This is a genomic window from Micromonospora sp. WMMD734 (assembly GCF_049178975.1).
GTDB lineage: Bacteria > Actinomycetota > Actinomycetes > Mycobacteriales > Micromonosporaceae > Micromonospora > Micromonospora wenchangensis.
The window spans coordinates 4,963,637-4,984,276 of sequence record NZ_JBMHMK010000001.1 but is presented as its reverse complement, the minus strand read 5'-3'; the positions used below and the strand labels follow the sequence as shown (position 1 = coordinate 4,984,276).

19 protein-coding genes are annotated in these 20,640 nt (G+C 72.5%); 3 read left to right on the top strand and 16 right to left on the bottom strand.

Features of this window, described 5'->3' with window-relative positions; genetic code table 11:
* Positions 1-3: 3 nt before the first annotated feature.
* The 16 genes from ACN267_RS21320 to ACN267_RS21245 all read right to left on the bottom strand — a co-directional run bounded on the left by ACN267_RS21320 (position 4) and on the right by ACN267_RS21245 (position 17,204).
* Positions 4-456: a hypothetical protein gene (locus tag ACN267_RS21320; protein ID WP_421489480.1), complete on the bottom strand. Its 453-nt coding sequence runs from the start codon at positions 454-456 to the stop codon at positions 4-6.
* Between the two features lie 195 nt (positions 457-651).
* Complete coding sequence (locus tag ACN267_RS21315; RefSeq protein ID WP_421489479.1) at positions 652-1,098, bottom strand: hypothetical protein; 447 nt, start codon at positions 1,096-1,098, stop codon at positions 652-654.
* 139 nt (positions 1,099-1,237) lie between these two features.
* On the bottom strand, positions 1,238-1,885 hold the full coding sequence (locus tag ACN267_RS21310; RefSeq protein ID WP_421489478.1) for a diguanylate cyclase domain-containing protein: 648 nt from the start codon (positions 1,883-1,885) through the stop codon (positions 1,238-1,240).
* Between the two features lie 95 nt (positions 1,886-1,980).
* Positions 1,981-3,072, bottom strand: coding sequence for a MarR family transcriptional regulator (locus tag ACN267_RS21305; protein ID WP_421489477.1), 1,092 nt, complete (start codon positions 3,070-3,072; stop codon positions 1,981-1,983).
* Positions 3,073-3,156: 84 nt separating this feature from the next.
* Positions 3,157-3,507: a histone-like nucleoid-structuring protein Lsr2 gene (locus tag ACN267_RS21300; RefSeq protein ID WP_421489476.1), complete on the bottom strand. Its 351-nt coding sequence runs from the start codon at positions 3,505-3,507 to the stop codon at positions 3,157-3,159.
* Between the two features lie 43 nt (positions 3,508-3,550).
* Positions 3,551-4,675 (bottom strand): FAD-dependent monooxygenase, encoded by a 1,125-nt coding sequence (locus ACN267_RS21295; RefSeq protein WP_421489475.1) that lies wholly within the window; start codon positions 4,673-4,675, stop codon positions 3,551-3,553.
* A gap of 262 nt (positions 4,676-4,937) precedes the next feature.
* Positions 4,938-5,255: a hypothetical protein gene (locus tag ACN267_RS21290; protein WP_421489474.1), complete on the bottom strand. Its 318-nt coding sequence runs from the start codon at positions 5,253-5,255 to the stop codon at positions 4,938-4,940.
* Entirely contained in the window at positions 5,252-6,097 is an 846-nt protein-coding gene (locus ACN267_RS21285) for a hypothetical protein (RefSeq protein ID WP_421489473.1), read from the bottom strand. The genes ACN267_RS21290 and ACN267_RS21285 overlap by 4 nt, the downstream gene beginning before the upstream one ends.
* Before the next feature lie 420 nt (positions 6,098-6,517).
* The gene (locus ACN267_RS21280; protein WP_421489472.1) at positions 6,518-7,330 is read right to left on the bottom strand and encodes a hypothetical protein; all 813 of its coding nucleotides are present in this window, start codon (positions 7,328-7,330) and stop codon (positions 6,518-6,520) included.
* Positions 7,331-7,826: 496 nt separating this feature from the next.
* Entirely contained in the window at positions 7,827-8,711 is an 885-nt protein-coding gene (locus ACN267_RS21275; RefSeq protein WP_421490469.1) for a replication-relaxation family protein, read from the bottom strand.
* 321 nt (positions 8,712-9,032) lie between these two features.
* A complete protein-coding gene (locus ACN267_RS21270) occupies positions 9,033-11,543 on the bottom strand; it encodes a type IV secretory system conjugative DNA transfer family protein (RefSeq protein WP_421489471.1) in 2,511 nt (836 codons plus the stop codon).
* Positions 11,540-13,369, bottom strand: a complete 1,830-nt coding sequence (locus ACN267_RS21265; RefSeq protein WP_421490468.1) for a VirB4 family type IV secretion system protein — start codon at positions 13,367-13,369, stop codon at positions 11,540-11,542. Before ACN267_RS21265 ends, ACN267_RS21270 begins: the two co-directional genes overlap by 4 nt.
* Before the next feature lie 8 nt (positions 13,370-13,377).
* Positions 13,378-14,343 (bottom strand): PrgI family protein, encoded by a 966-nt coding sequence (locus tag ACN267_RS21260; protein WP_421489470.1) that lies wholly within the window; start codon positions 14,341-14,343, stop codon positions 13,378-13,380.
* Entirely contained in the window at positions 14,340-15,254 is a 915-nt protein-coding gene (locus ACN267_RS21255; RefSeq protein ID WP_421489469.1) for a conjugal transfer protein TrbL family protein, read from the bottom strand. Before ACN267_RS21255 ends, ACN267_RS21260 begins: the two co-directional genes overlap by 4 nt.
* A gap of 2 nt (positions 15,255-15,256) precedes the next feature.
* Positions 15,257-15,613, bottom strand: coding sequence for a pilin (locus tag ACN267_RS21250; protein ID WP_377522555.1), 357 nt, complete (start codon positions 15,611-15,613; stop codon positions 15,257-15,259).
* 706 nt (positions 15,614-16,319) lie between these two features.
* On the bottom strand, positions 16,320-17,204 hold the full coding sequence (locus ACN267_RS21245) for a hypothetical protein (protein ID WP_421489468.1): 885 nt from the start codon (positions 17,202-17,204) through the stop codon (positions 16,320-16,322).
* An 859-nt stretch (positions 17,205-18,063) separates the two neighbouring features.
* On the opposite strand from ACN267_RS21245, the gene ACN267_RS21240 reads away from it, so the two are divergent.
* The 3 genes from ACN267_RS21240 to ACN267_RS21230 all read left to right on the top strand — a co-directional run bounded on the left by ACN267_RS21240 (position 18,064) and on the right by ACN267_RS21230 (position 20,629).
* Complete coding sequence (locus ACN267_RS21240; RefSeq protein ID WP_421489467.1) at positions 18,064-18,984, top strand: hypothetical protein; 921 nt, start codon at positions 18,064-18,066, stop codon at positions 18,982-18,984.
* Positions 18,968-19,972, top strand: a complete 1,005-nt coding sequence (locus tag ACN267_RS21235) for a DNA methyltransferase (protein ID WP_018792206.1) — start codon at positions 18,968-18,970, stop codon at positions 19,970-19,972. The genes ACN267_RS21240 and ACN267_RS21235 overlap by 17 nt, the downstream gene beginning before the upstream one ends.
* 75 nt (positions 19,973-20,047) lie before the next feature.
* Positions 20,048-20,629, top strand: coding sequence for a DNA cytosine methyltransferase (locus ACN267_RS21230; protein ID WP_421490467.1), 582 nt, complete (start codon positions 20,048-20,050; stop codon positions 20,627-20,629).
* Positions 20,630-20,640 lie beyond the last annotated feature (11 nt).

The window sequence follows — 20,640 nt, the reverse complement described above, 5'->3', positions numbered from 1 at the left end:
TGCTCAGGCGGCCAGCGCCGCCACGGGTGGACGCCGGTAGACGGGGGATTCCGGCGGCACCGCGTCCGGTACGGGCGCGGGCCGCGTCAGGGGTGCCGGCGGGTGGGCCGGGGTGAACCAGCCGGTGAAGCGGCGCGGCGGGGCGGGCACGGCGGCGCGTCCCCGTACGACCCCGACCGGGCGCGGCGACGGCGACGGCGGCGGGAGCGCCGGGGCGAGGGTGGCAGGGGCGCGGCGGGCGTGTTGTTCGGCGCGGCGGGCGGTGCGCAGCGCCCAGCAGGGGCCCTGCTGCCCGCGGCACTGCAGGTTCGTGCAGGCGCCGTCGGGTCCGGGTTGGTGGGCGGCGGCGACGTCGACCGCGAGGGCCCACAGGAGCCTGTCGGTGACGTCGTCCGGTACGGCGGTGCGGTCGCTGGGACGCCGGTTGCGGCCCTTGGGCTGTGCGGGGTGTGCCATGGCGGGTGGCCCTTCGGTCGGCGGATCGCGGGCATGCGCGGTCGCCGCCCGACTCGCGTCGGAGCCCTTGGGAGTGCTGATGTCCGCACGATGGCCGACGACCAGCGCTGATCGACGCTCATCTCTCGACGAAGGTCAAGTCGTGTCGGGCGGGCAGAACCTTGCCCGCCCGGCACGGCAGCGTGAAGTCGTGGTTCATGTGGTCTGTTCGGGGTCGAGGCGTACGCGGGTGGGGTCGACGGTGGTGAGCAGATGGCGGGAGACGCCGCGCCAGTAGCGGCCGTTGTTGCCGCCGAGCGGGACGAGGGAGACGCGGCCGGTCCCGGTGTCGCGCAGCACCACGTACAGCTCGCCGGGAGGCTGCTTCCAGCCCGCGCCGGCGACGGTGACGAGGGTTCCCGGATGCAGCGGCGCCTCGTGGATCATGGTCAGCTCACGGCCGGTGGTGGTGTCCGCCGGGGAGGCGGGCCGCAGGTAGGTGGGGTTGACCTTCACCGGTCGGCCGCCGTCGACGGGTTCGACGACGACGTTGACCGGCAGCAGCCGGGTGACGCGGTAGGTGACGCCCCGAGTGCTGGCGCGGGCCTGCGCCGGGTCGATGGTCACCCGGTCGCCAATGAAGTACGTGTGAGGGCTTCTCATGGCGGATGCACTCCTTATCTGGGTCTCGGCGACCGTCGCCGAGGACGGGGAAAGCAGGGCTGGGCGGATGGAAGCGGGCACGGTGAGGCCCTCACGCACGTCGGCGGGCGCGAGGTCCTCTTGGTGTGTCCGTGAGCGGTCAGCGGCGGCGCAGGTCCCGCAGGCGGGTACCCGGCGGCGGTCCGGTGTGGCCGGCGGTGGCGGTGGCGCCGTGGACCCCGGCTCCGGTTTGTTTGGCCTGGTACATGGCGGTGTCGGCCTGATGCAGCAGGGTGCGCGGGCCGACGCCGAGGGCGGCGCTGGTGTACCCGACGCTGGCGCGCACGGCCAGCGCGTGCTCGCCGAGATCGACGGGGCGGCGGCCGACCGCCCGCCAGGCGGCGCGGGCGGCGGCGACGACGTCGTCGGGGCCGCCGCCCACCAGCAGGGCGAACTCGTCGCCGGACAGCCGCGCGGCGAGCCGTACCGGCCCGCGGAGGGCGGTCAGCCGTCGGCCGACCTCGGTGAGGACGTCGTTGCCGGCTTCGTGGCCGAGGGTGTCGTTGACGGCTTTGAAGCCGTCAAGGTCGAGCAGGACGAGCCCGAACGGGGCATCTGCGCGGGTGGCGCTGGTGAGGGCCGCGAGCAGTGCTCGCCGGTTGGGCAGGCCGGTGGTGTCGTCGTGGTCAGCGGCGTGGCGGGCGCGGCTCAGTGCCTGCTGTTGGCGCCACAGCAGCGCTCCAGCTAGGGCGAGACCGGCGAGGACTCCACCGGCGGCGGTGACGAACGAGGTCAGGATGGGAGACACTTCGAGAGCTCCTTCTGTGGTAAGGAGCACCGGGGGCGGGCGTGGTTCCGGGAAGTCCGACGCCCGCCTCCGGGCTACCGGCAGGGTGGGGTCGTTCAGGCGGTGGTGTCGGCGAGGGCGAAGGTGGCGGGCTTCTCGGCGGCCAGGACCGCCCGCCCGGTCCCGACGAGTTTCACGGCGGCGTTGTGGACCGCGCCCGCGCTGGCCTTCTTCGCGCCGGATCCCTCGTTAGCCCGGTCGACGAGCTTGCACAGTTCGCTGACCTTGTACTGCTGGCCGGGGTTGGCCTCGAGGATGTCGAGGATGGCGCCGCGCAGGGTGCCCGACGCCCGCCGGGTAGAGGGCTGTGCCTCCTCGCCCGGCGCCTCCGTGGCTGGCGGTGCGGCGGGTGCTTCCGTAGCGGGGTCGCCCGTGGTGCTGTCGGTGGCCCCGCCGGCAGGGGGAATGTCCGGCGCGGCCGGTCCGGCGTCCGCATCGATCGCTGCGCTCGGCGTTCCGGTGGCCGGGTCGGTGTCGTCGGCCATGACCGGCACCTCAGGTTCGGCAGTCGAGCGGGCGTCATCGTCGCCGTGGTCGGTTTCGGTGTCCTCGGCTTCAGCGGCCCCGTCGGGTGCCGCCTCGACGTCACCAGCAGCCGGCGATGCCTGCTCCTGGGCGGCGTCCAGTTGCCCGTCGGCGGGAACCTCGGCCGCTGGCCGCTGGCCGTGGTCCTGCCCGGCGGTCTCTCCGGTTTCCTGCGGGTCGTCGCCGTGCGGCCCGTGTTCTGCGGCGTTGTCGGGTGTGTCGGTGTCGCGGGCGGCGGGCTCCGGTGCGGGCTGGCCGTTACCGCCGCACTGTTCGGCGTGAGAGCGGCCGGTGTCGGTCAGCCGCCACAGGCTGCGTCCGGTGTTGCTTCGGGTGGGCTCGGCCAGTCCCGCGGTTTCCAGGGTGCGCAGTTTCGGGGTGGTGGTGGAGTAGCCGAGGCCGGCTTCGGTGGCGATGGCGGCGGCGGTGGCCTCGCCGAGGCGGTGCAGCGCGGCGAGGACCTTCGCGACGCTGGGTGCCAGTGGCGCTGTTACGGCCGTGTCGGTGGTCGTGTTGGCTGGGGTGCTGGTCATGGGCGCGTGGCCCCCTTTCTCCTGCCGTCGGCAGGGGTCGGTGAGTGAGGCGCGTGCACTGATGCACGCTTCGGATCGGGCATTGATCAAGTCGTCTGCCCGGAGTGCGGGACTCCGGCGACGCACAGGTGTGCCGCCCGGCGATAGCTCGCCGGGCGGCATCGGGGATCGGGGTCAGTGCGCGGCGTGGTAGGCGTCGCGCACCGCGGCGGGGATGACGCCCCCGGTTCGTGGTCGGGGCAGGTTCAGCTCCTGCCAGCTCGTGGTCCACCACCAGGTGCGGATCTCCTGGCTCTGGGTGCGGCCGGTCGTGGTGCCGTGCTGCCGCCGTGGTGCCCGGGGCTGTTTCGGCAGGCGCCGTCCGGCGGTGATGAACGGGCCGAACGCCGCGGCCATCCGGTCGAAGTTGCCGGCGGACAGGTCGATCTCGTAGGTGACGCCGTTGAAGGCGAACTGGTAGGTGGCGACGTCGTCGGTGGAGCCGTCGAGGTCGTCGACGAGGATCGCGGTGGTCTTGGTGGCCACGAGGGGGCCACCTCCTTTCGCTCGAGGTGGGTTACTGGGCGGGTTAGTGGGTGCCGAGGCCGAGCTGGCGGCCGATGGCGGGCCCGCGGTGCACGGCGGCGACGGCGGCGGGCAGGTGTCGGCGTTGCCAGCCGTGCAGGGCGGCGGCGAGGTCTGCGGCGTACTTGCGGTGCTGGGTGAGGGCGGCGGCGAGGCCGGCAGCCTGTTCGATGCCGTTGTTAGCGCCGCGTGCGGTGTGCGGGCGGACGGGGGCGAGGGCGTCGCCAAGCAGGACGGCGTGGCCGCCGCCGACGGGCCAGACCATGCGCTCCGGTGCGGTGATGTCGAGGACTGGCACCGCCATGCGGGTGGTGGTGGCGTGCACGACGGCGGCGTGGTCTGCCGGGAGGAGCAGGTCGGCGTGGGTGTCGACGTGGGTGCGGGCGGCGGGGCTGACGTGCCCGGGTAGGGCGAAGACCCGGCGGGTGGGATCGGCGCCGAACCGCTGTGCGTACTCGGTGCTGGTGCAGTTGAGGTAGAAGGTCCAGTCGCAGCCGCCGGGTACCGGGGCGAGGTTGAACTGGACGCCGGGGCAGGGCTGCAGCCGCAGGAAGTCCCGCAGGCCGGGCTGGGGGGTGATGTCGGCGATGCCGCGGTGGGCGACGTAGCCGGCGTACCGCAGGGTCCGGTCGGGGTCGAGGAGCCGGCGTCCGGTGGAGGATCGGCCGTCGGCGAATACGACCAGGTCGGCGGCCTCGGTGTGGCCGTCGCGGAACCGCAGTTCCGGCTGGCCGGTCTGTTCGGCCAGGGCGGTGACCTTCATGCCGGTGTGCAGGACACCGGCGGGTAGGCGGCGCGTCAGTGCCTGGTGCAGCAGCGTCCAGGTGGTGTTGCGGCCCGGGTAGGTGCGCCTGATCGTCTCGGCGGGGTGGCGGTCGCGGATGGTCATCTGGACGATGGCCTCGGAGTCGTGGGCGACGAACTCGTGCTGGCTGATGTCGAGGCGGTCGAGGACGTCGAGGGCGGGGTGTTCCAGGCCGATGAGGCCGCCGCCCAGGGGCGCGGACGCCGGCGCCGCCTCGTAGACGGTGACGTCGTCGAATCCGGCGTGCAGCAACAGCAGCGCGGCGACGGGGCCGGTGATGCTGCCACCGACGACGGCGATGCGGGGCCTGCTGGTGGATGTCATGAGGGTTCCCTTCTGACAGGGGTGGGAACCCGGGCACGGCCGTGCCCGGGTGTGCGCGAGTGCGCGGGTGGCCGGGCATCGGCCAGGTCGTGCCAGTGAGAAAGCGCGTCAACGGCGGTGGGCCGTGGACGCGCAGGTCAGCCGCCGTGGTGAGGCGGTCGGATGGACGTTTCGAGGACCCGGGGGCCGGGCTGCGCCGGCTGGTGCGCGAAGGGCGACCAGGCGGGCAGGGCAGCGCGAAAGGGTGCGGCCCTTGGCGGGGTTACCGGCCGGGTATGGCGGCCGGCGGCGGCACGGGAAGAATTCGCCGCGCCCGCTGCAGCACCTCGTCGGCGACCGGGATCAACGGCGTCGCGTTCGGCGCGGTGGTCGGGGTGGTGCGGTGCCAGATGTGACCGGGGCTGCTGGCGATGATGGTCCAGGTGAACAGCGGGGTGAGGACCTCGGCGACCGCGGTGCTCTGCTTGGCGTAGCTGTCCCGGTAGACCCGTACCCGCAGGACGTACCCGTCGGTGTGGTGCACGCGGGTCAGCTCGTAGCAGCCGGGGCCGCCCGGCTGGAACGCCTCGTCGACGATCACCGCGACCGGTCCTTCGGGTCGGCGGCGCGGAAGGTCGTCTCGGACGCGACGAGGGTCCACGGCCACTGGTAGGCGCCGATGGCGTAGCAGCCGTTGGCGTCGGCGGTGACCCGGTCGTCCTCGATCCAGCGGCCGTCCAGGCCGTCGTCGTGTTCCCACTCGACGGCGACCTCGTCGCCGTCGAACCGCAGCCGGGGGTGCTCGCCCGGCATGTCACCGGGGTAGAGGCCGTCGAGGTGGGTGGCCATACGTTGCACCGCGAACAGAGGGAAGCGGCAAAGCACCCCGGCGCGGGAGAGGGTGGTGTAGCCCGGGGCGACCATGGCGCGGTAGGCGCCGCCGCCGACCACGTCGCAGGTCACGGTCGCCGGGGTCCAGGTGGACAGCGGCGGGGCGATGTCGCCGCGGTGGCGGGAGATGCGGTAGCGGTCGTTGGTGTCGTCGCTCGCCGGGTCGGGGTGCAGTCCGAACCAGTGCAGCCCGTGGTGGCGGGCGTAGCGGAGCAGGTCGAGCAGGTCCCGCCGGCCGTCACGGTGTTCGGTGTGTAGGGGTAGGAATCCGTGTCCGTCGTCGGTGGGGACCGGGTTGCCGGTGGCGCCGGTGGCGGTGTGGGTCCAGGTTTCGGCGAGGGTCCGGTGGTCGGCGCCGTCGGCGTCGTACCAGCGGGGGATCCCGTTGGAGGACAACCAGTCACCGTCGGTGTCGTGGGACCAGATGAGCGCGGCCTGGTCCGGGACGCCGGCCCGGTACTGCTGCCGGGTGCGCAGGTGCGCATAGGTGGCGGCGGCGTGTTCGGCGAGGGGAAGGACGTCGTCGACGCGGAACCACAGTCGGTGGGACATGGCGAAGAAACCTCCTGATAGGGGAAGAGGGAAAGGTCGGCCGTTCGCCGGCCGGGCTTGCGGGGAGCCCCAGCCCGGGGCGCCGGGCGGTGCCGTACGGGGCCGGCAATGGGTCCACGCCACGCCGCTTGGCCCCCCCCGTGGGTACGGCGGATCGCCCGCTGGAGCGGGTCGGATGTAGTCCCAGGCGGGCGTGGTTCAGGTGGTGGTCAATGTCGTGTGGGGGGTGTGGCCGCACTCGTCGCGGCGGGTGTGTGCGTCGCAGGGGCCGGGACGCTCAAGGGACACGGCTGTAGAGCTCGCGTCTGCTGCTGGTGGCCGGCGCGGGTGCAACGGGGTGGAGCCGGTCGGGCCGCCGCCGATCCCCGGGGAAGAAGGGATGGGTGGCGGTGCCCGACCGGTTCCGGATCCGGTGATGCCTTACAGGGCGACGGCGAGCAGCCGCTGGTCGGCCTCGATGGTGTCGAGGTACCGGTTCGCCTGCTCGAGGTAGGTCACCCGGTGAGTGAGGGCGTCGCTCGCGGGTGCGAACTTGTGCCCGTCCGGGGTGAGCAGGGCGTCGCCGCACACGGCGGTGGTGGCGCTGTAGTGCTGGTAGGCCATCGGGCCTGCCTGGAACATCTCCAGCTCACCAGGGCTGAGGTGGGCGGCGCCGTAGCTGGCCGCGTTGTGCATCCGCATCGCGTTGACGCGGGGCTGGTTGTTGAAGTCCGCCTCGGCCCGCTCGCGCGGGTATTTGGCGGGTTCCGCCAGGTGGCGGGCCAGCAGGGTCGGCCACGGGGTGGCCGGCCGGGTGCCGTGCACGACCTGCTGCCACAGTTGGTGGCGGATGCCGGCGCCGACGCCGGCGGCGTGACGCATAGCGTTCAGGTCGAGCAGCTTGACCGGTCCGCCGGCGCAGTACACCGGACGACCCTTACGCGGTGCGACCAGGTCGCGCCGCTGCCACAGCCACATGTCCGGGATGGCCCAGAAACGGGACTGCAGGGTGCCGGACACGCCGAAGTGCCGGTCGAGCTGGGTGGCGGTCAGGGCCTGCGACGGCAGGCCGTCGGGCAGGCAGACGATCATGGTGTTGATGGTCGCGGTCGGCGTGACCACCGGGCTGGTGGGCGCCGTGGTGCTGGCGGTGGTGGTCGCGGGGGCGGGCTTGCGGCCCGGGCGGGGCGTCACCGTCGGCACGCGGGTGCCGTAGCGGCTCAGCGGAGTCGCGGCATCGTTGGTTGCGGTCATGAGGGGTTCCTCCTTCGGTTTGGGCGCGTTGTTGGGCGCGCGGAAGTGGTCGGCCCACCGGGTACATGGGTCGACTCACGGGACGAACAGGGAATGGGTGCAGCAGAGTCGCTGCTGGTGGAGCGAGCTGGTGCTGGCGGTGCGGGTTGGTGCTGGTGGTGCGGGTGGTGCGGTGCGACCTGGGCGTCGCCGCGCGGCGCGGGCGCCGACCGGCCCGGAGGCGGGTGGGCGGAGCGCACCGTTGGGTGCGGCGGTGGTTCCCGAGGTGGGACCGGACCGGGTGGAGCGATATATGGGTGAAGGTGGTGCCGATGAAGGTAGCGGCCGGATCTGTCAGCGCCGGCCGCCGTCATGATCGTCAGCAGTGCGGTTGACCTGTACTGTCAGACGACCGCTCGATTCCGCGGGTGAGGAACGGGGAGGCTGTGAGATCTGGCGGTCTCACAGTCGCCCACGACGGTGGACGACCTCCTTCCGCGTGTGGTGAAGGTGGGCGTCAGGGCTCCGGGTCGGCGGGGCCGCTGAGGTCGGTGTCGGTGAAGCGGTGCGGGTTGGTGGTCGGGTTGTCCGGGCCGTGGTCGGAGGGCAGTTCGTGCAGCCAGCGGCGTGGGCCTGGGTCGGTGGTGAGGGTCCAGGCGGGTCCGGCGGGGTGTTCGCTGTGGATGCCGGTGGCGACGGGCATGGCGGTGGGCACTCCGGCGAGGGCGTCGAGGAGGTGCTGCTCGCGTCGGCGGCCGGGGACGCGCAGCAGCACCGGGTAGCGGGGCCCGTAGCGGGCGAGCTGCTCGTACGCGCGCAGCTTGCGCAGCACGGTGCCGAGGGGTTCGGTGCCGTTGTCGTGTTCGAGGAAGAACCCGACGGTGCGCCCGCCTGCGTGCCAGATGCCGTGCCCGTCGGGCTGGACCCCGGTGCCGCTGCCGGCGGCGTACGAGGCGGCGGCGAAGGCGGCGGTGGTGTGCTGTTCGGACCACCACCGCGCCAGCCGGGCGTGCTCGTCGGTGCGGCCGTAGCCGATCAGGTCGATGAACAGCTGGTTGGTGCCGAGCAGGTGGGCCAAGCGGCGGCTGCCGATGATGCGTTCAGTCCGTTCGATGCTGGTCCGAGGCGCTCGGGCACCGGCCTGGTTCGGGTCGTTGAACTGGGTCGGGTGGACCACAGCACCGAGTGGGCCGAGGGTGTAGAGGTGCTGGCCGGTGCCGGTGGTGACGTCCACGAACCGGCTGACCGCCTCCATCTGGTGCAGCTGGGCGAGGCGGAGCCGGGCAGAGCGACGGGACGGGAACAGCGCCGCCGTGATCTGGTCGGTGGAGAGCACGTAGTGCTCGGCGAGCAGCCGCAGAAGTTGATGATCGCGGGTGGTGAGTCGACGGAGCCGGTCCAGACGAGCGAGACGAGAGGACGAACGGGAACCGGACGACGACCGGGAGACGGAGTTGTTGGTGGGCACGGTGGATGCTCCAAGCGGAAGAGGAGTTCCCTCCGAGGGGAGGGTGTCTGGGTTCGGTGAGGTGGTCACCAGAGGCTGGTGACCGCCGGTGAGCGGCACTGACAGACCCGGAGAGCCGGAATCTGTCGGTGCGGTGTGGTGATCGGTGGTGAAGGGCTGGTGAAGCCCTCACGGAAGGGCTGACCGGGACGCAGTAGACCCGGTCGCCCCCGGCCGACCCGGTCTGTCGATCTCACGTCAACCGCCCTGCGGCGTTCAGGCGTTCGCCTTCGGACCGCTCTTGCCCCGGGACCGGCGGTTGTCGTCGGGGCGGGTCGAGAACCGGTCGACGAGGTCGTCGATCGCGCTGGTGTCCTGCGCCGGCACCGCCTCCGCGGCGGCCTGCCGGATTGCCGTCGCCTCGCCCACGACCGGCTTCGGCGGTCGGGTCTTGAGGGTGAACGCCGGTGTCTGCCGCCCACCGACGACGAGGCGCCCGGCGGCGGTGTAGGCGTCCAGGTGGGTCAGGTCGTGCTCGTCGAGTTCGGGCAAGGTGTGCCTCGCGAGGACGCGGGCGTCCTCCGGTGCGACGGAGAAGTACAGCTTGTTACGGGCGTTCGCCGACGCCGCCGCGAGAAGGTCCTTCGGGAACTGGGCCAGGTCCTGGTGGGCGAGGACCATCGACAGCCGGTACTTCCGCGCCTCCGCCAGCATCGAGTCGAGGCTGTTGGCCAGGGTCAGGAAGTTCTGACACTCGTCGATGATCAGCGTGGCGTCCCGGCGTCTGTCGGCCGGCACGGCGGCGCGGGCGGTGGCCGCCTGCCACACCTGCGCCAGCACGAGGGAGCCGAGGAGCTTGCTGGTGTCCTCGCCGAGCTGGCCCTTCGGGATTCTGACGAGGAGGGCGCCGCCGTCGAGGACCTTGCCCATGTCGAAGCTGGAGCGCGGGTAGCGCATGGTGCGCTTGACGAAGTCCCGCAGCAGGAACGCCCGCAGCCTCGCGAGGACAGGGCCGATGACCTGGGAGCGCAGGGCGGGGTTGAGGTCGTCGTACCACTGCCAGAACCCGGACAGGCCGGCCGGGTCGTCCAGGCCGACGGTCATCGCCGACCGGAACTGGGCGCTGTTGAGCAGGGGTGGGATGTGTTGGAGGGTGACGTTGGCGTGCCGCAGCAGGGTCAGGCAGGCCACCCGCATGACGTCGTCCATCCGCGGCCCCCACGCCTTCGCGAAGATGTTCCCGAAGATGCTGACGAGGTTGTCGACGACCAGGTCGGGGTCGTCGCCGGACAGCGGGTTGAGGGTGGGCGGGTTGGGCTGGTCGGGGTCGAACAGCACGACTCGGCCGGCGACGCGCGCGGGGAGCCGGTCGAGGATGTCGAGGACCATGTCGCCGTGCGGGTCGATGACCACGGTGCCCCGGCCGGCTTTGATGTCCTCGACGGCCATGTTGACCAGCAGGGTCGTCTTCCCGGAGCCCGTCGATCCGACCACATGCATGTGATACCTCGCATCGGCGACGGACAGGGCCACCGCGTGGCCACCCACTTCGGCGTCGCCGAGGACCTTCATCCCGCGGCCGCCGGTCGGCACCGCTACTGGGGCGGGCATGGACTTCGCCCGCGCCCGATCCAAGCCCGGTACGGCCAGATCCCGCGGCAGGGCGGCGAGGACGGCCAGTTCGGGGGTGGAGGCCAGGAACCCCGCTCCGAGCCGCCGTGTGGCCAGCACGGCCACCGGTTGCGCCATCCGGGCCCGGTGGGCGAGCCGGTTACGGCCGGCGTAGACGGCGAACGACGAGGCGACCGCGTCCGCGACACCGCGCAGCCTGGCCTCCGGCCGGGAGCCGTTGCGGTGGTTGTTCTTCGCGATGGCGTAGCGGATGCCGATGGTCCACAGCGGGTGGGTGGTCTTGTCGAGGATCGCCCGCACGTCGCGCTCCACGCCGGGGTCCCGGCGGCCGGCCGGCTGGCCGCCGCCGCTGCGGGTGGTTGTGGTGCGGCCGGACAGGAACCCATCGAGGACCCACAGCAGCGGCGCGGCGGGGTTGATGGCCGGGACAGCCGTCTTACCGTCGCGTAGCCGGCCGGCGGCGCGGCGGGCCCGTGCGGCGCGGCGGGGGGTGGCGGGGCGGGCGAGGACCTGCACGCAGGCGTACTCGTCCGGTTTGAGCTGCGACCCGGCCGACATGAGTGCTCGGAGCGGGTCGTTGTCGTGGTCGGTTTCGAAAGGCAGCCACTCGGCTGCGGTCGGCAGCAGGTGCCCGCCGACGGCGGCCGGCACGTCGGCCGGAATCGGCGGTGGCGCCTGGTCGTCGGTGGTGCAGGCGGCGCCGGGCCACGCGGCCCGCACGGCGGCCTCGACCGCCCCGTGCGGCACTGTGCCGGGTACCCAGATCGAGATCAGGAGCTGGCGGCCGGTCCAGGTGTACTGCCACACCACGTGCGGGCTGCCGTACAGCAGTCGGCGTCGGCGCGACGGGGTGAGCGTGCCGTGCAGGTTCGCCCACAGCGCCGCGGCGCTGTGCGGGTCGACCTCCGGCGGTGGGGCGACCGTGACGAGGCGGGCGCCGTCGGCGTGGCGGCGGTGCCGCCACCCGTCGACCAGGTTCCGCCCGGCGACATAGGCGACCAGCAAGGCAGCGGCGACGCCGAGCAGCCACGGCCGGTCCACCGCCCAATCCGCGACGTACAGAACCCACCGAGTGGGCGCGCTCGGCGGGGCAATGACCCCGGCGTCCGGCCCGGAAGGACTGGGCGTCGGCGACAGGGCATGCAGTGGCGTCACAGGTCCTCCTCCCCATCGTCGGGGTCGAGGTCGGCTAGGTCGGCTAGGTCGGCCGGCTTCGTGGTCGCGAGAAGGTGTTCGGCCTGGGAGGAGATCGACTCGAACGCGGTCCGGTTCGTGCCGGATATCAGCAGGCCGTGCCCGACTCGGGCGGACAGCAGCATCCGGCGTTCCCCGGCGGTCAGCCCGAACGCGTCGGCCACCTGGTCGATGGCCTGCGGAGCCTGCTTCAGCAGCACCTGCGTGGCCGCGTTGGACACGACGGCCTGGCCGAGGTCGGTGCCGAGCACGTCGGCGACGTCCTGAGTGACGACCGACAGGCCTGCGTTGCGTTTCCGGCCGGCCTTGCTCATCTTGAACAGGAACCGGGCGCCTTCACCGTCGCGCATCAGCAGCCATGCCTCGTCCACCACGACCAGCCGCCGCGCCTGCGGCGAGGAGGTGGAGCGGTACTGCCGCGGGAGGTCGACCTGTCGCCAGATTTCATCCAGGGCGAGGAGCGTGCCGACGGTGCGCAGTTCGTCCGGCAGGTGCCGCAGGCTCCAGACGACCAGATGCCCGTCCGGGCGGGTCGTGGTCGGTGAGTCGAACAGGTCGGAGAACGAGCCGGCCACCCACGGTGCCAGCCGGGCGGCCAACTCGTGGGCGGCGGCGTTGTCGTCGGCCCGCAGTGTCGCGGCCAGATCCTTCAGCAGCGGCGCGGGCCGGTGGTGGGTGGCCGGGTCGGCGGTGATGCCCGCCTGCCGATAGACGGCGAGGATCGCCCGGTCCAGGGCGGCGCGCTCTGCGGGCGGCGGCACATGCCCCAGCAGCACCGCGAGGAGGGTGTGCAGGAACAGCCCGCGGCGGGTGAGCACGTCCGGGCGGGTGTCCCCGGCCGGCAGGTCCAGGGGGTTGATCTTTACGCCGGGTGCGCCGAGCCGCACGATGGTGCCGCCGACCGCGTCGGCCAACCGGAGGTATTCGTCCTCGGGGTCGACGACGGCGACGTGGACCCCCTGGTACAGGTTGCGGAGCACGTCGAGTTTGACGAAGTAGGACTTGCCGGCGCCGGAGCGGGCGAGGATCACGCTGTTGTGGTTCTCCTGCGCCCACCGGTCCCACCAGACGATGCCCTGGGAGTCCGGGTTGACCCCGTACAGCACCCCGCCGGTGGTGGCCGGGTCGCCGGGCAGCGGCGCGGGCAAATCTGCGCTGGCGAGGGGAAACGCGGCGGCCAGGGCCTGGGTGTCCATGGTCCTGCGCATCTGCAGGCTGTCGGTGGCAAGCGGCAGGGTGGTGGTCCAGCCGGGCAGGTGCCGCCACGTCGCGGGCTGCACCTCGATCAGGGTGGACGCGGCGGCGGCTTTCACCTGCGCACACGCATCGAGGAGTTCGGTCTCGGTGCGGGCGTGCACGGTCAGGTACAGGCCGACGCGGAACAGCTTCGCCGCACCCCGGGCGAGGCGTTCGGCGAGGTCGGCGGCGTCGTCGGCGGCGGCCTCCACGTACGGGTCGGCCAGCTTGCCCTTCTGCTCGTCCGCCCGCCGGGACGACTCGAACCGGGCCCGCTGGTTCCGCAGCCGCGACGCCGCGACCGGCGCGGGGATCGGGTCGATGTGCAGGGCCAGATCGAGGCGGCCCGGCCAGGACAGCAGCGGCTCCAGCCACGCCGGACCGACCTCGGCCGGGTAGCCGGTCACCACCAGGGTGGCGGCGTAGCCGTCCCCGACCCGCAGGAACCGCGGCGTCACCTCCACCGAGGCCGGCGCCACCGTCGCCGCGACGCCTCCGGCGGGGGGCAGCGCCGCAGCGTCCGGGCGGGTACGGGCCGTCGGGCGACGCATGCGGATCGTCATGACGAGGTCCTTCCAGGTGTCGACCTCCTGACCGGAGGTCCGGTGATGGTGGTGTCGGGGGCGGCGAGGCCGCCGGGGCGGGGCGGCCGGTATGGGTCGGCCGCAGCGGCCAGGGCAGTGGTCGTCGCGTGGCCGTCCAGGGCGCGGGTGGTGACGCCCAGCCCGGACAGCGACCGGACCGTCTGGTCGGCGCGACGTCGAGCGGCATGCTCACCGCGCTCACCGGAGTTGGTGCGGGTGACGATGAGGACCTGCCGGCGTAGCGGGTCGCGCCGTTCGGCGAGGTCGTCGAGGAACCGGGCGTGGTCGCCTGCCGCGTCGGCGAGAGCTGGGTGCGGCATGGAGTCCGCCGCCCGGGCGAGGGTGCGGGCGGCGGAGTGCAGGTCGACCGGCTGCGCCGACACCACGATCTGCGTCGGCGTGGACAGGCTGTTGAGCCACCGGCCGAAGGTGTCGATGAGGGCGGCCTGCTCGTCGGCGGTGCGCAAAGCGAGGTTCACGCTGGTCGCCGCGACCATCGCCGCCTTCACACCGCCGAGGCTGATCTCCCCGTGGTCGTCGATGGCGTCGGCGGGCAGTTTCAGCGGCGCCGGCAGCATCACCTTCGACGCCGGGGCCTGCACCCAGTCTGGTGTTTTCGCGGTGGTGTCGGTGGTGGACAGAGCGCGTGGCGCCCGCGAGTGGCGGACTGCGGAGGTCAGCCACACGTCCATGGGCAGTCCGTCGCGGCGGCCGACGGCGATCCCGAACACGAGGCCGCCGAGGACGACAGCGGCGCCGAGTAGCACCGGTGCGGGCACGATCGCGTGGAGGGCGCGCCAAGCGCCGTAAAAGATGACGGCGGCCACCGCCAAGATCGCCAGCTGCCGGAACGTCAGCCCGTAGAGCACCTTGTCCGGCGCGTCCACGTCGGCGGGCATGCGGGCGGTGACGGCCTGTTCGTCACGGCGGTCGCGGCTCATCGTCGCACCGCCCTCAGGCCGGGGATGCGCAGCCCGCGGGTGAGCTGCTGCACCACGACGACCCGCACGACCGCGCCGAGCACGTTGCCGCCACGCCCGCCTGCGCCGCTGGTGGCGTAGCGGCGCATCAACCCCGGCACCTTGAGCGTGGTCCACAGCAGGACCATCACGACGAACAGGTTGAGCGCGCCACCCGGTTCGACCGGCAGGCCGAGCAGCGGCAGCATGGTGCTGGTGTCCAGCAGCATCCACTGTCCGGCGAACAGTACGAATGCCTGCACCACCGGGGTCGCCAGCATGGCGACGTACGACCGCCACCACATGCGGGCCACCCCGTCGGTCTGCGGCAGGGCGTGACACGCCAGCGCGATCGGCGCGACCGCGGTGAGCACCAACGCGACCGCGAAGCGGACGATCACACTGCAGGCGGTGGCGGCGAGCAGGAAAACGATGATCGCCAGGCAGACGACGAACAGCAGACCGGCGGTCTGGTCACGCGCGGCCATCAGGTGGGTCCTGACGGCGTTCAACGCCCCGTCGCCGTTGAAGTCCTGCGCGGTCAGTGCGGCGGTGAACGCGTTGGCGTACTCGATGAGCGTGCCGGCGATCAGTTGGGAGAAGTGGGCGGTGACGAACCCGACGACGCACCGCGGCAGCAGATCCTTGGCGGTGTAACGGGCGCGTTCGTCGCCGCCGGCGACCATGGTCAGGACACCGGCGGCGACGAACACCAGGACGAATACTGTGTCGACGACCCAGATCGACCGCCCGGTCAGCGCCTGCACCTGCGGCAGGCTGGTGACGTCCGGGGTGATCAGCAGCGCGTGGGTGATCGCGGTGATGAGCCCGTTCAGACAGTCCAGCAGCAGGCCGGCGAACCAGTCGAGGATCTGGTTGAGCGCCCAGGCCATCGTCAGCCTCCGACGATTCCCTGGACGACCTCCAGCAGGATGGGCGCGAGTACGGCCAGGCCGTAGCCGATCAGGGCGTTCTTCAGTGCGCCCTTGGCCTTGTCGACCTGGGCCGGGTCGCCGCCGGCGGTGGCCCAGTACACGCCGGCCAGGACCAGGAACAGGGTGGCGACGGCGGCCAGGATGCCCATCACCCAGGTCTGCAGGTTGGCGATGACGGTGGGCAGGTCGTTGGCGGCCAAGACGACCGGGCCGCCCGGGTCGGCGTAAGCGACGGCCGGCACGGCCAGCGTCACCACAGCCGCCGCCGCAGCGGGCGCGGCGACCCGGGCGACGAGGCGAAGCGCGCGGGTCGTCATCGGTGCGTGGGAGAGGGCGGTGGTCAGGGCACGTGAACGTGCCAACAGCGGGCGGAACATGATGGCTGCACCTCCCGCCCCGGCTTGCAGCCGGGGCGATTCGTCGAAGCGGTGGGCGGAGAGCCGCCGCCGGGCTCGGAAGACGCACGTCGGCCGGGAACCGTGGTGAGCCTCGGGAGGAGCTCGTCCTCCCGTTCGGGTTGGCGATGATCGATGAGGTGTCAGCGCATCAACGTGGCGCGGCACCCGAGGCACCCGGTCCCGTGCCGACCCGGCCTCCCGGCCCGGCGGCGGGCGGAATCAACCCCCTGCGTGACGCCGTGGTGGCGTCGGAGGAGTTCCGCACCCTCAAACCGGCGTTTGTGAGCTGTGGCGAACACCTGCCGATCCCACAGCGCTCCGACACGACCTCACGAACCTCTGACAGCCCTGGTTAGCGGCTGTCCGACGATCATGCCGCTGGTGGCGGACCTCGCCGTCGGCGTCGGCGCCGGGGTCTCACAGCCGCCGCCTCAACTCCTCGTGGGCGCCGCTGTGAGATCCGTGAGAGATCCGACGGGCCGCCCGAAAGTGAGTACGACGGCCCTTCCCGCACCAGGGTGGGAGCCGGTCGAAGTGGTGCGGCGCGAGGGGTTCGCCGTACGCGCTCGCGGGCCCGGCCAGATGGTCGGGCCCGCGTCGGGAGAGCCTGCGGGATGGTCGGCGGTCAGGCGGCTGCCAGCGTCACCCGCGCCACAGGATGCCGTGCGCTGCCGCCGCGGGCGGCCCGGATGTGCTGCCGTCGCTCGGCCGCCGCGCTGAGGTCTTTCCGCGCCCGGGGTGAGGTCGCCTCGGTGAGCATCCCGGCGGCCAGCGCGTCGGCGATGCGGACGTCGATGCGCTCGACGCGCCGCCGCAGCGTGTCGACCTCCAAGCCGAGGCAGGCGGCGATGGGTTCGATGGCCCGGTGGCCCAGCCGCACGTCAATGTAGGGCTGTTCGTCGCAGGCGTCGACGATGCCCAACTCGACGGCCCGGCGTACGAGGAGGTCCGGATGGCCGTAAGGACGCTTCGGGGTGCGGGGGCCGGTGACGTGTTCGAGGTTGTCCACCGGAACGGCCTCGGCGCCGTCCCGCTGCCGCAGCTCGTGGCCGGCCCGCCACGCGGCCATGCACAGCGCCGCGTACGGCGCAGGCTTGGCCAGGTCGACCCGGTCACGTAGGGCGCCCAGGAAGCCGGTGAGGATCTCAGCGTCCAGGTCGTGAGCGTCACCGGCCCAGCCCGTGTGCAGCCGTCCGGCGTAGCGGCGCAGCGCCGGCATCGCCAGGGCGACCGCGGCGATGACCCAGGCGGGACCGTCGAGACGGGCGCGACGGACCAGCTCCCGCCACACGACGTCACGGGCCGTGTAGGCGCGGGGGTGCTCCAGCAGCCACTGCCGCAACGCCGGCAGAGCGATGACACCGCCGGGCAGACCACTGTCATCGCCGAGCTGATCGGCCAGCGGGTCGAGGTCCAGTGACAACGGATCGGGGTCACAGGTCAGGCCGGCGAACGCGGTGTCCACGGCGTCCAGCGGCGAGTCGGGCCAGTCCTTGGCGGACGCGGTCATGTCACGAACTCCCATGTCAGAGACGAATGTCGATGACGGCCGGAGGTATGCGGCCGGCGCGCCTGACCGCCATTGCGCCACCTCGGTCTCACCGGCCCCTGACAACGCAGGCCAGCAGGCATGAATCCTCGGCTCGACAGCACCAGCCGCCACCGACCACCCGCTGACTGACGACCGACGCCGGCGCGCGACACCGTTCTGACAACACCGCGTTGACCTGCGCGTTGACACGACAGGAGGCGAAGGGCGCGGGACAAGGCCGCGAGGGACACGACACCGGCCGAGGGGTCTGACAACGGGGACCCAGCCGATCTCACAGCGTCTAACAGCGCGCCGCGGGCGGCACGGTGTCAGATCGCGACAGGCTGACACTGCAGCCGAATGTCATCGTCAACCCCGCGCGCCGCGGTGGCGCGCCGTCTGACAGCGTTCGCCCGGCGTGGGGACGGTCTGACACGGCCACCGCCTCCGATGACAATCCACCACCGGTGTCCTCCGTGACGCCGCCGCCGTCAGGACAGACGCCGCCGCCGTCCGGGACATCGGACGGCGATCTGACAAGACCGGCCAGCGCCCCTGTGTCATCGATGCAGGTCGCTGTCATGGTCGAGGTGGTCGTGACCGTGCGTGTCTGACAGCCGGGTGGCCGATCGCTCTGACGATCTCACGACGCCGACCCCGGCCCGGTCGAGCCGGCGACCGCCGGATCATCCCGCGTTCCCGAGGCCAGCCGAGCGGACAGGAAGCGGCTGTCAGACATTCGTGAGATTCCCGTGAGATCGGCAGGTGTTCGCCACAGCTCACAAACACCGGTTTGAGGGTGTCAGCGCAGCACGGCGCGGCGCGGAGCCGACACCACATGAGCGAGCACACGCCGCAGCACCACAACCCGCATCCCGATCCCACCGTCGACACCGGCCCTGACGCCGATGTTGACCCGACCCCGACCGACCTGGTCGCCGGCGACCCGCCGGTACCGCTCACCGTCTGGCGCACCGCCCGGACCCCGGGCGACGCCGGACGCAGCATCGGCACCCGGCTGGCCGACCGCCTCATCGCCGCCTACAGCCGCCCGGGTGAGGCGGTCGTCGACCTCACCACCGACCACGCCCTCACCTCCGCCTGTGCGGCCGGGGCCCGCCGGCACCACCCGGCGTGGTTCACCGACGCGTCCAGCCTGATCATCGGCCCGGCCACTCCCGTCCCGCTCGCCAGCGGGATCACCGGCGACGCGGACGAGGAGGAGGACCTGCCGGAGATGGGCGCCTGGTTCGGGGACGACCTCACCGACCCGGACCTGCACCCACCGGCCGACACGGGCGCCGGCCTGCCGTCCGGCGGCTCCCTGCAGCAGGCAACCAGTCTCGTGGTCGCCTGCTGGCCCCTCGACCTCAACGCCGCTACCAACCGGGTCCGGTTGGCGTGGCTGCTGGCCGCCTGCGCCCAGCTGCTGCAGCCGGGCGGCTGCCTGATCCTCGTCGTCACCGTCCCGGCCGGCACCACCGCCGGCCCGGAGGACTTCTCCGGCGTGGTCCAGGCCGCCGCTGGCGTCGGGCTGGGCTACCTGCAGCACCTTGTCGCGGTCACCGCCGACACCGACGGGGACGCGTTCGTCTACCACGTCACCGACGAGGAACTGCTCGCCCTCACCACCGCCGTGAGCGACCGGTGGCGGGTGGCGCACCTGCGGGTCCACGCGGACCTGATGGTGTTCAGCCAGACCCAGCGCCCGGCCCCGCGCCGGGCCGATGGGCGTGAGAGCGGTGGTCGCCGTGGCTAAGCACCGCGCGCACACCACCGCCAACGAGCCCGACGAGCAGAACACGACGACTGCCGCCACGAGCACCCACTCCGTCGGACGGCATCGGGCTGCTCCCGGCCCGGAGGGCCTGTCGGTGTGGGCGACCGCGCAGGCCACCGGACCAGTCCAGCGCCGCGGCCGGTACGTCCGTGAGTCGGTGCAGCACCCGGCGCGGATGCTCCCGGCGATCGCCGCGCACGCCGTCGCCGCCTACACCAAGCCCGGGGACCTGGTGCTGGACCCGATGTGTGGGATCGGCACCACCCTGGTCGAGGCGATCCACGCCGGCCGGGACGCGATCGGGGTCGAGTACGAGTCACGCTGGTCCGACATCGCCGACGCCAACATCAAGCACGCCCACACCCAGGGTGCGACCGGCCGCGCCGGCGTCATCCGCGGCGACGCCACCCGCATCCTGTCGCTGGTGCCGGCGGCCTTGGCCGGGCAGGTGGCGCTGGTGGTGACGTCGCCGCCGTACGGGCCGACCGTGCACGGCTTGGTCCGGCCCGGCGCCGACGGGGTGGCGAAGTTCGACAACGCCTACAACGACGGCACCGACCGCGGGAACCTCGCCTACCGCGACCTCACCGGCCTCGCCGACGGGTTCGCCCAGATCCTCGCCGGCTGCCACACCCTCCTCAAGCCAGGTGGGGTCGTCGTCGTGACCGCCCGACCGTGGCGCAAGCACGGCGAACTGGTCGACCTGCCGTCGGCCGTCATCGGCGCCGGCATCCGGGCGGGCCTCACCCCCGTCGACCGGTGCGTGGCGCTGCTCGCCGCCGTCCGCGACGGCGGTCTCGTCGCCCGGCCGTCGTTCTTCCAATTGCAGGCGGTCCGTAAGGCGCGGGCCGCCGGCACTCCCATGCACCTGATCGCCCACGAGGACGTCCTCGTGTTCATCAAGAGCCAGACCGACTCGGGTTCAGGAAGCCTGGGGGACACCCTCGGGGGAGGGGTGGTCGCGTGAGTGCGCCTGCCCACCGCCACCCGAGCCGCGCGGCGGGAGTGCGCAGCTGCTGCCTTCTGCGGTTGGCCGCGCGCGGTGAGACTCCGACGCTCGACGCCGGGGAGGTGCGTGATTGACCATCGACCCGCACCGCGCATCGGATCGCTGTGCACCGGCTACGGCGGTCTCGACATGGCCGTCGAGCTGGTGCTCGGCGGCCACCTCACCTGGTACGCCGAAACCGATCGGCACGCCCGCACCGTCTGTGCCCACCACTGGCCCGGCGTGCCCAACCTCGGTGACATCCGCGTCGTCGACTGGACCCGCGTTGGACCGGTCGACGTTCTCACGGCCGGGTTCCCGTGTCAGGACATCTCCAACGCCGGCAAGCGCGCTGGCATCACCGGAGAGCACTCCAGCCTGTGGAGTGCCGTCGCTGACGCCGTTCGCGTGCTTCGACCGCCGCTCGTGTTCGTGGAGAACGTCGCCGCGCTCCTGCGGCGAGGTTTCGACGTTGTCGAAGCCGACCTGGCCGAGATCGGGTACGACACGAGGTGGACGTGCCTACGGGCGTCCGACATCGGCGCCGCCCACCGCCGCGACCGGCTGTTCCTGCTGGCCGCACCCGCCGGACGAGTGGGAGGAGGTGCGGACGCTGCCGACACCGTGCGCCCGTGACGGCAAAGGAC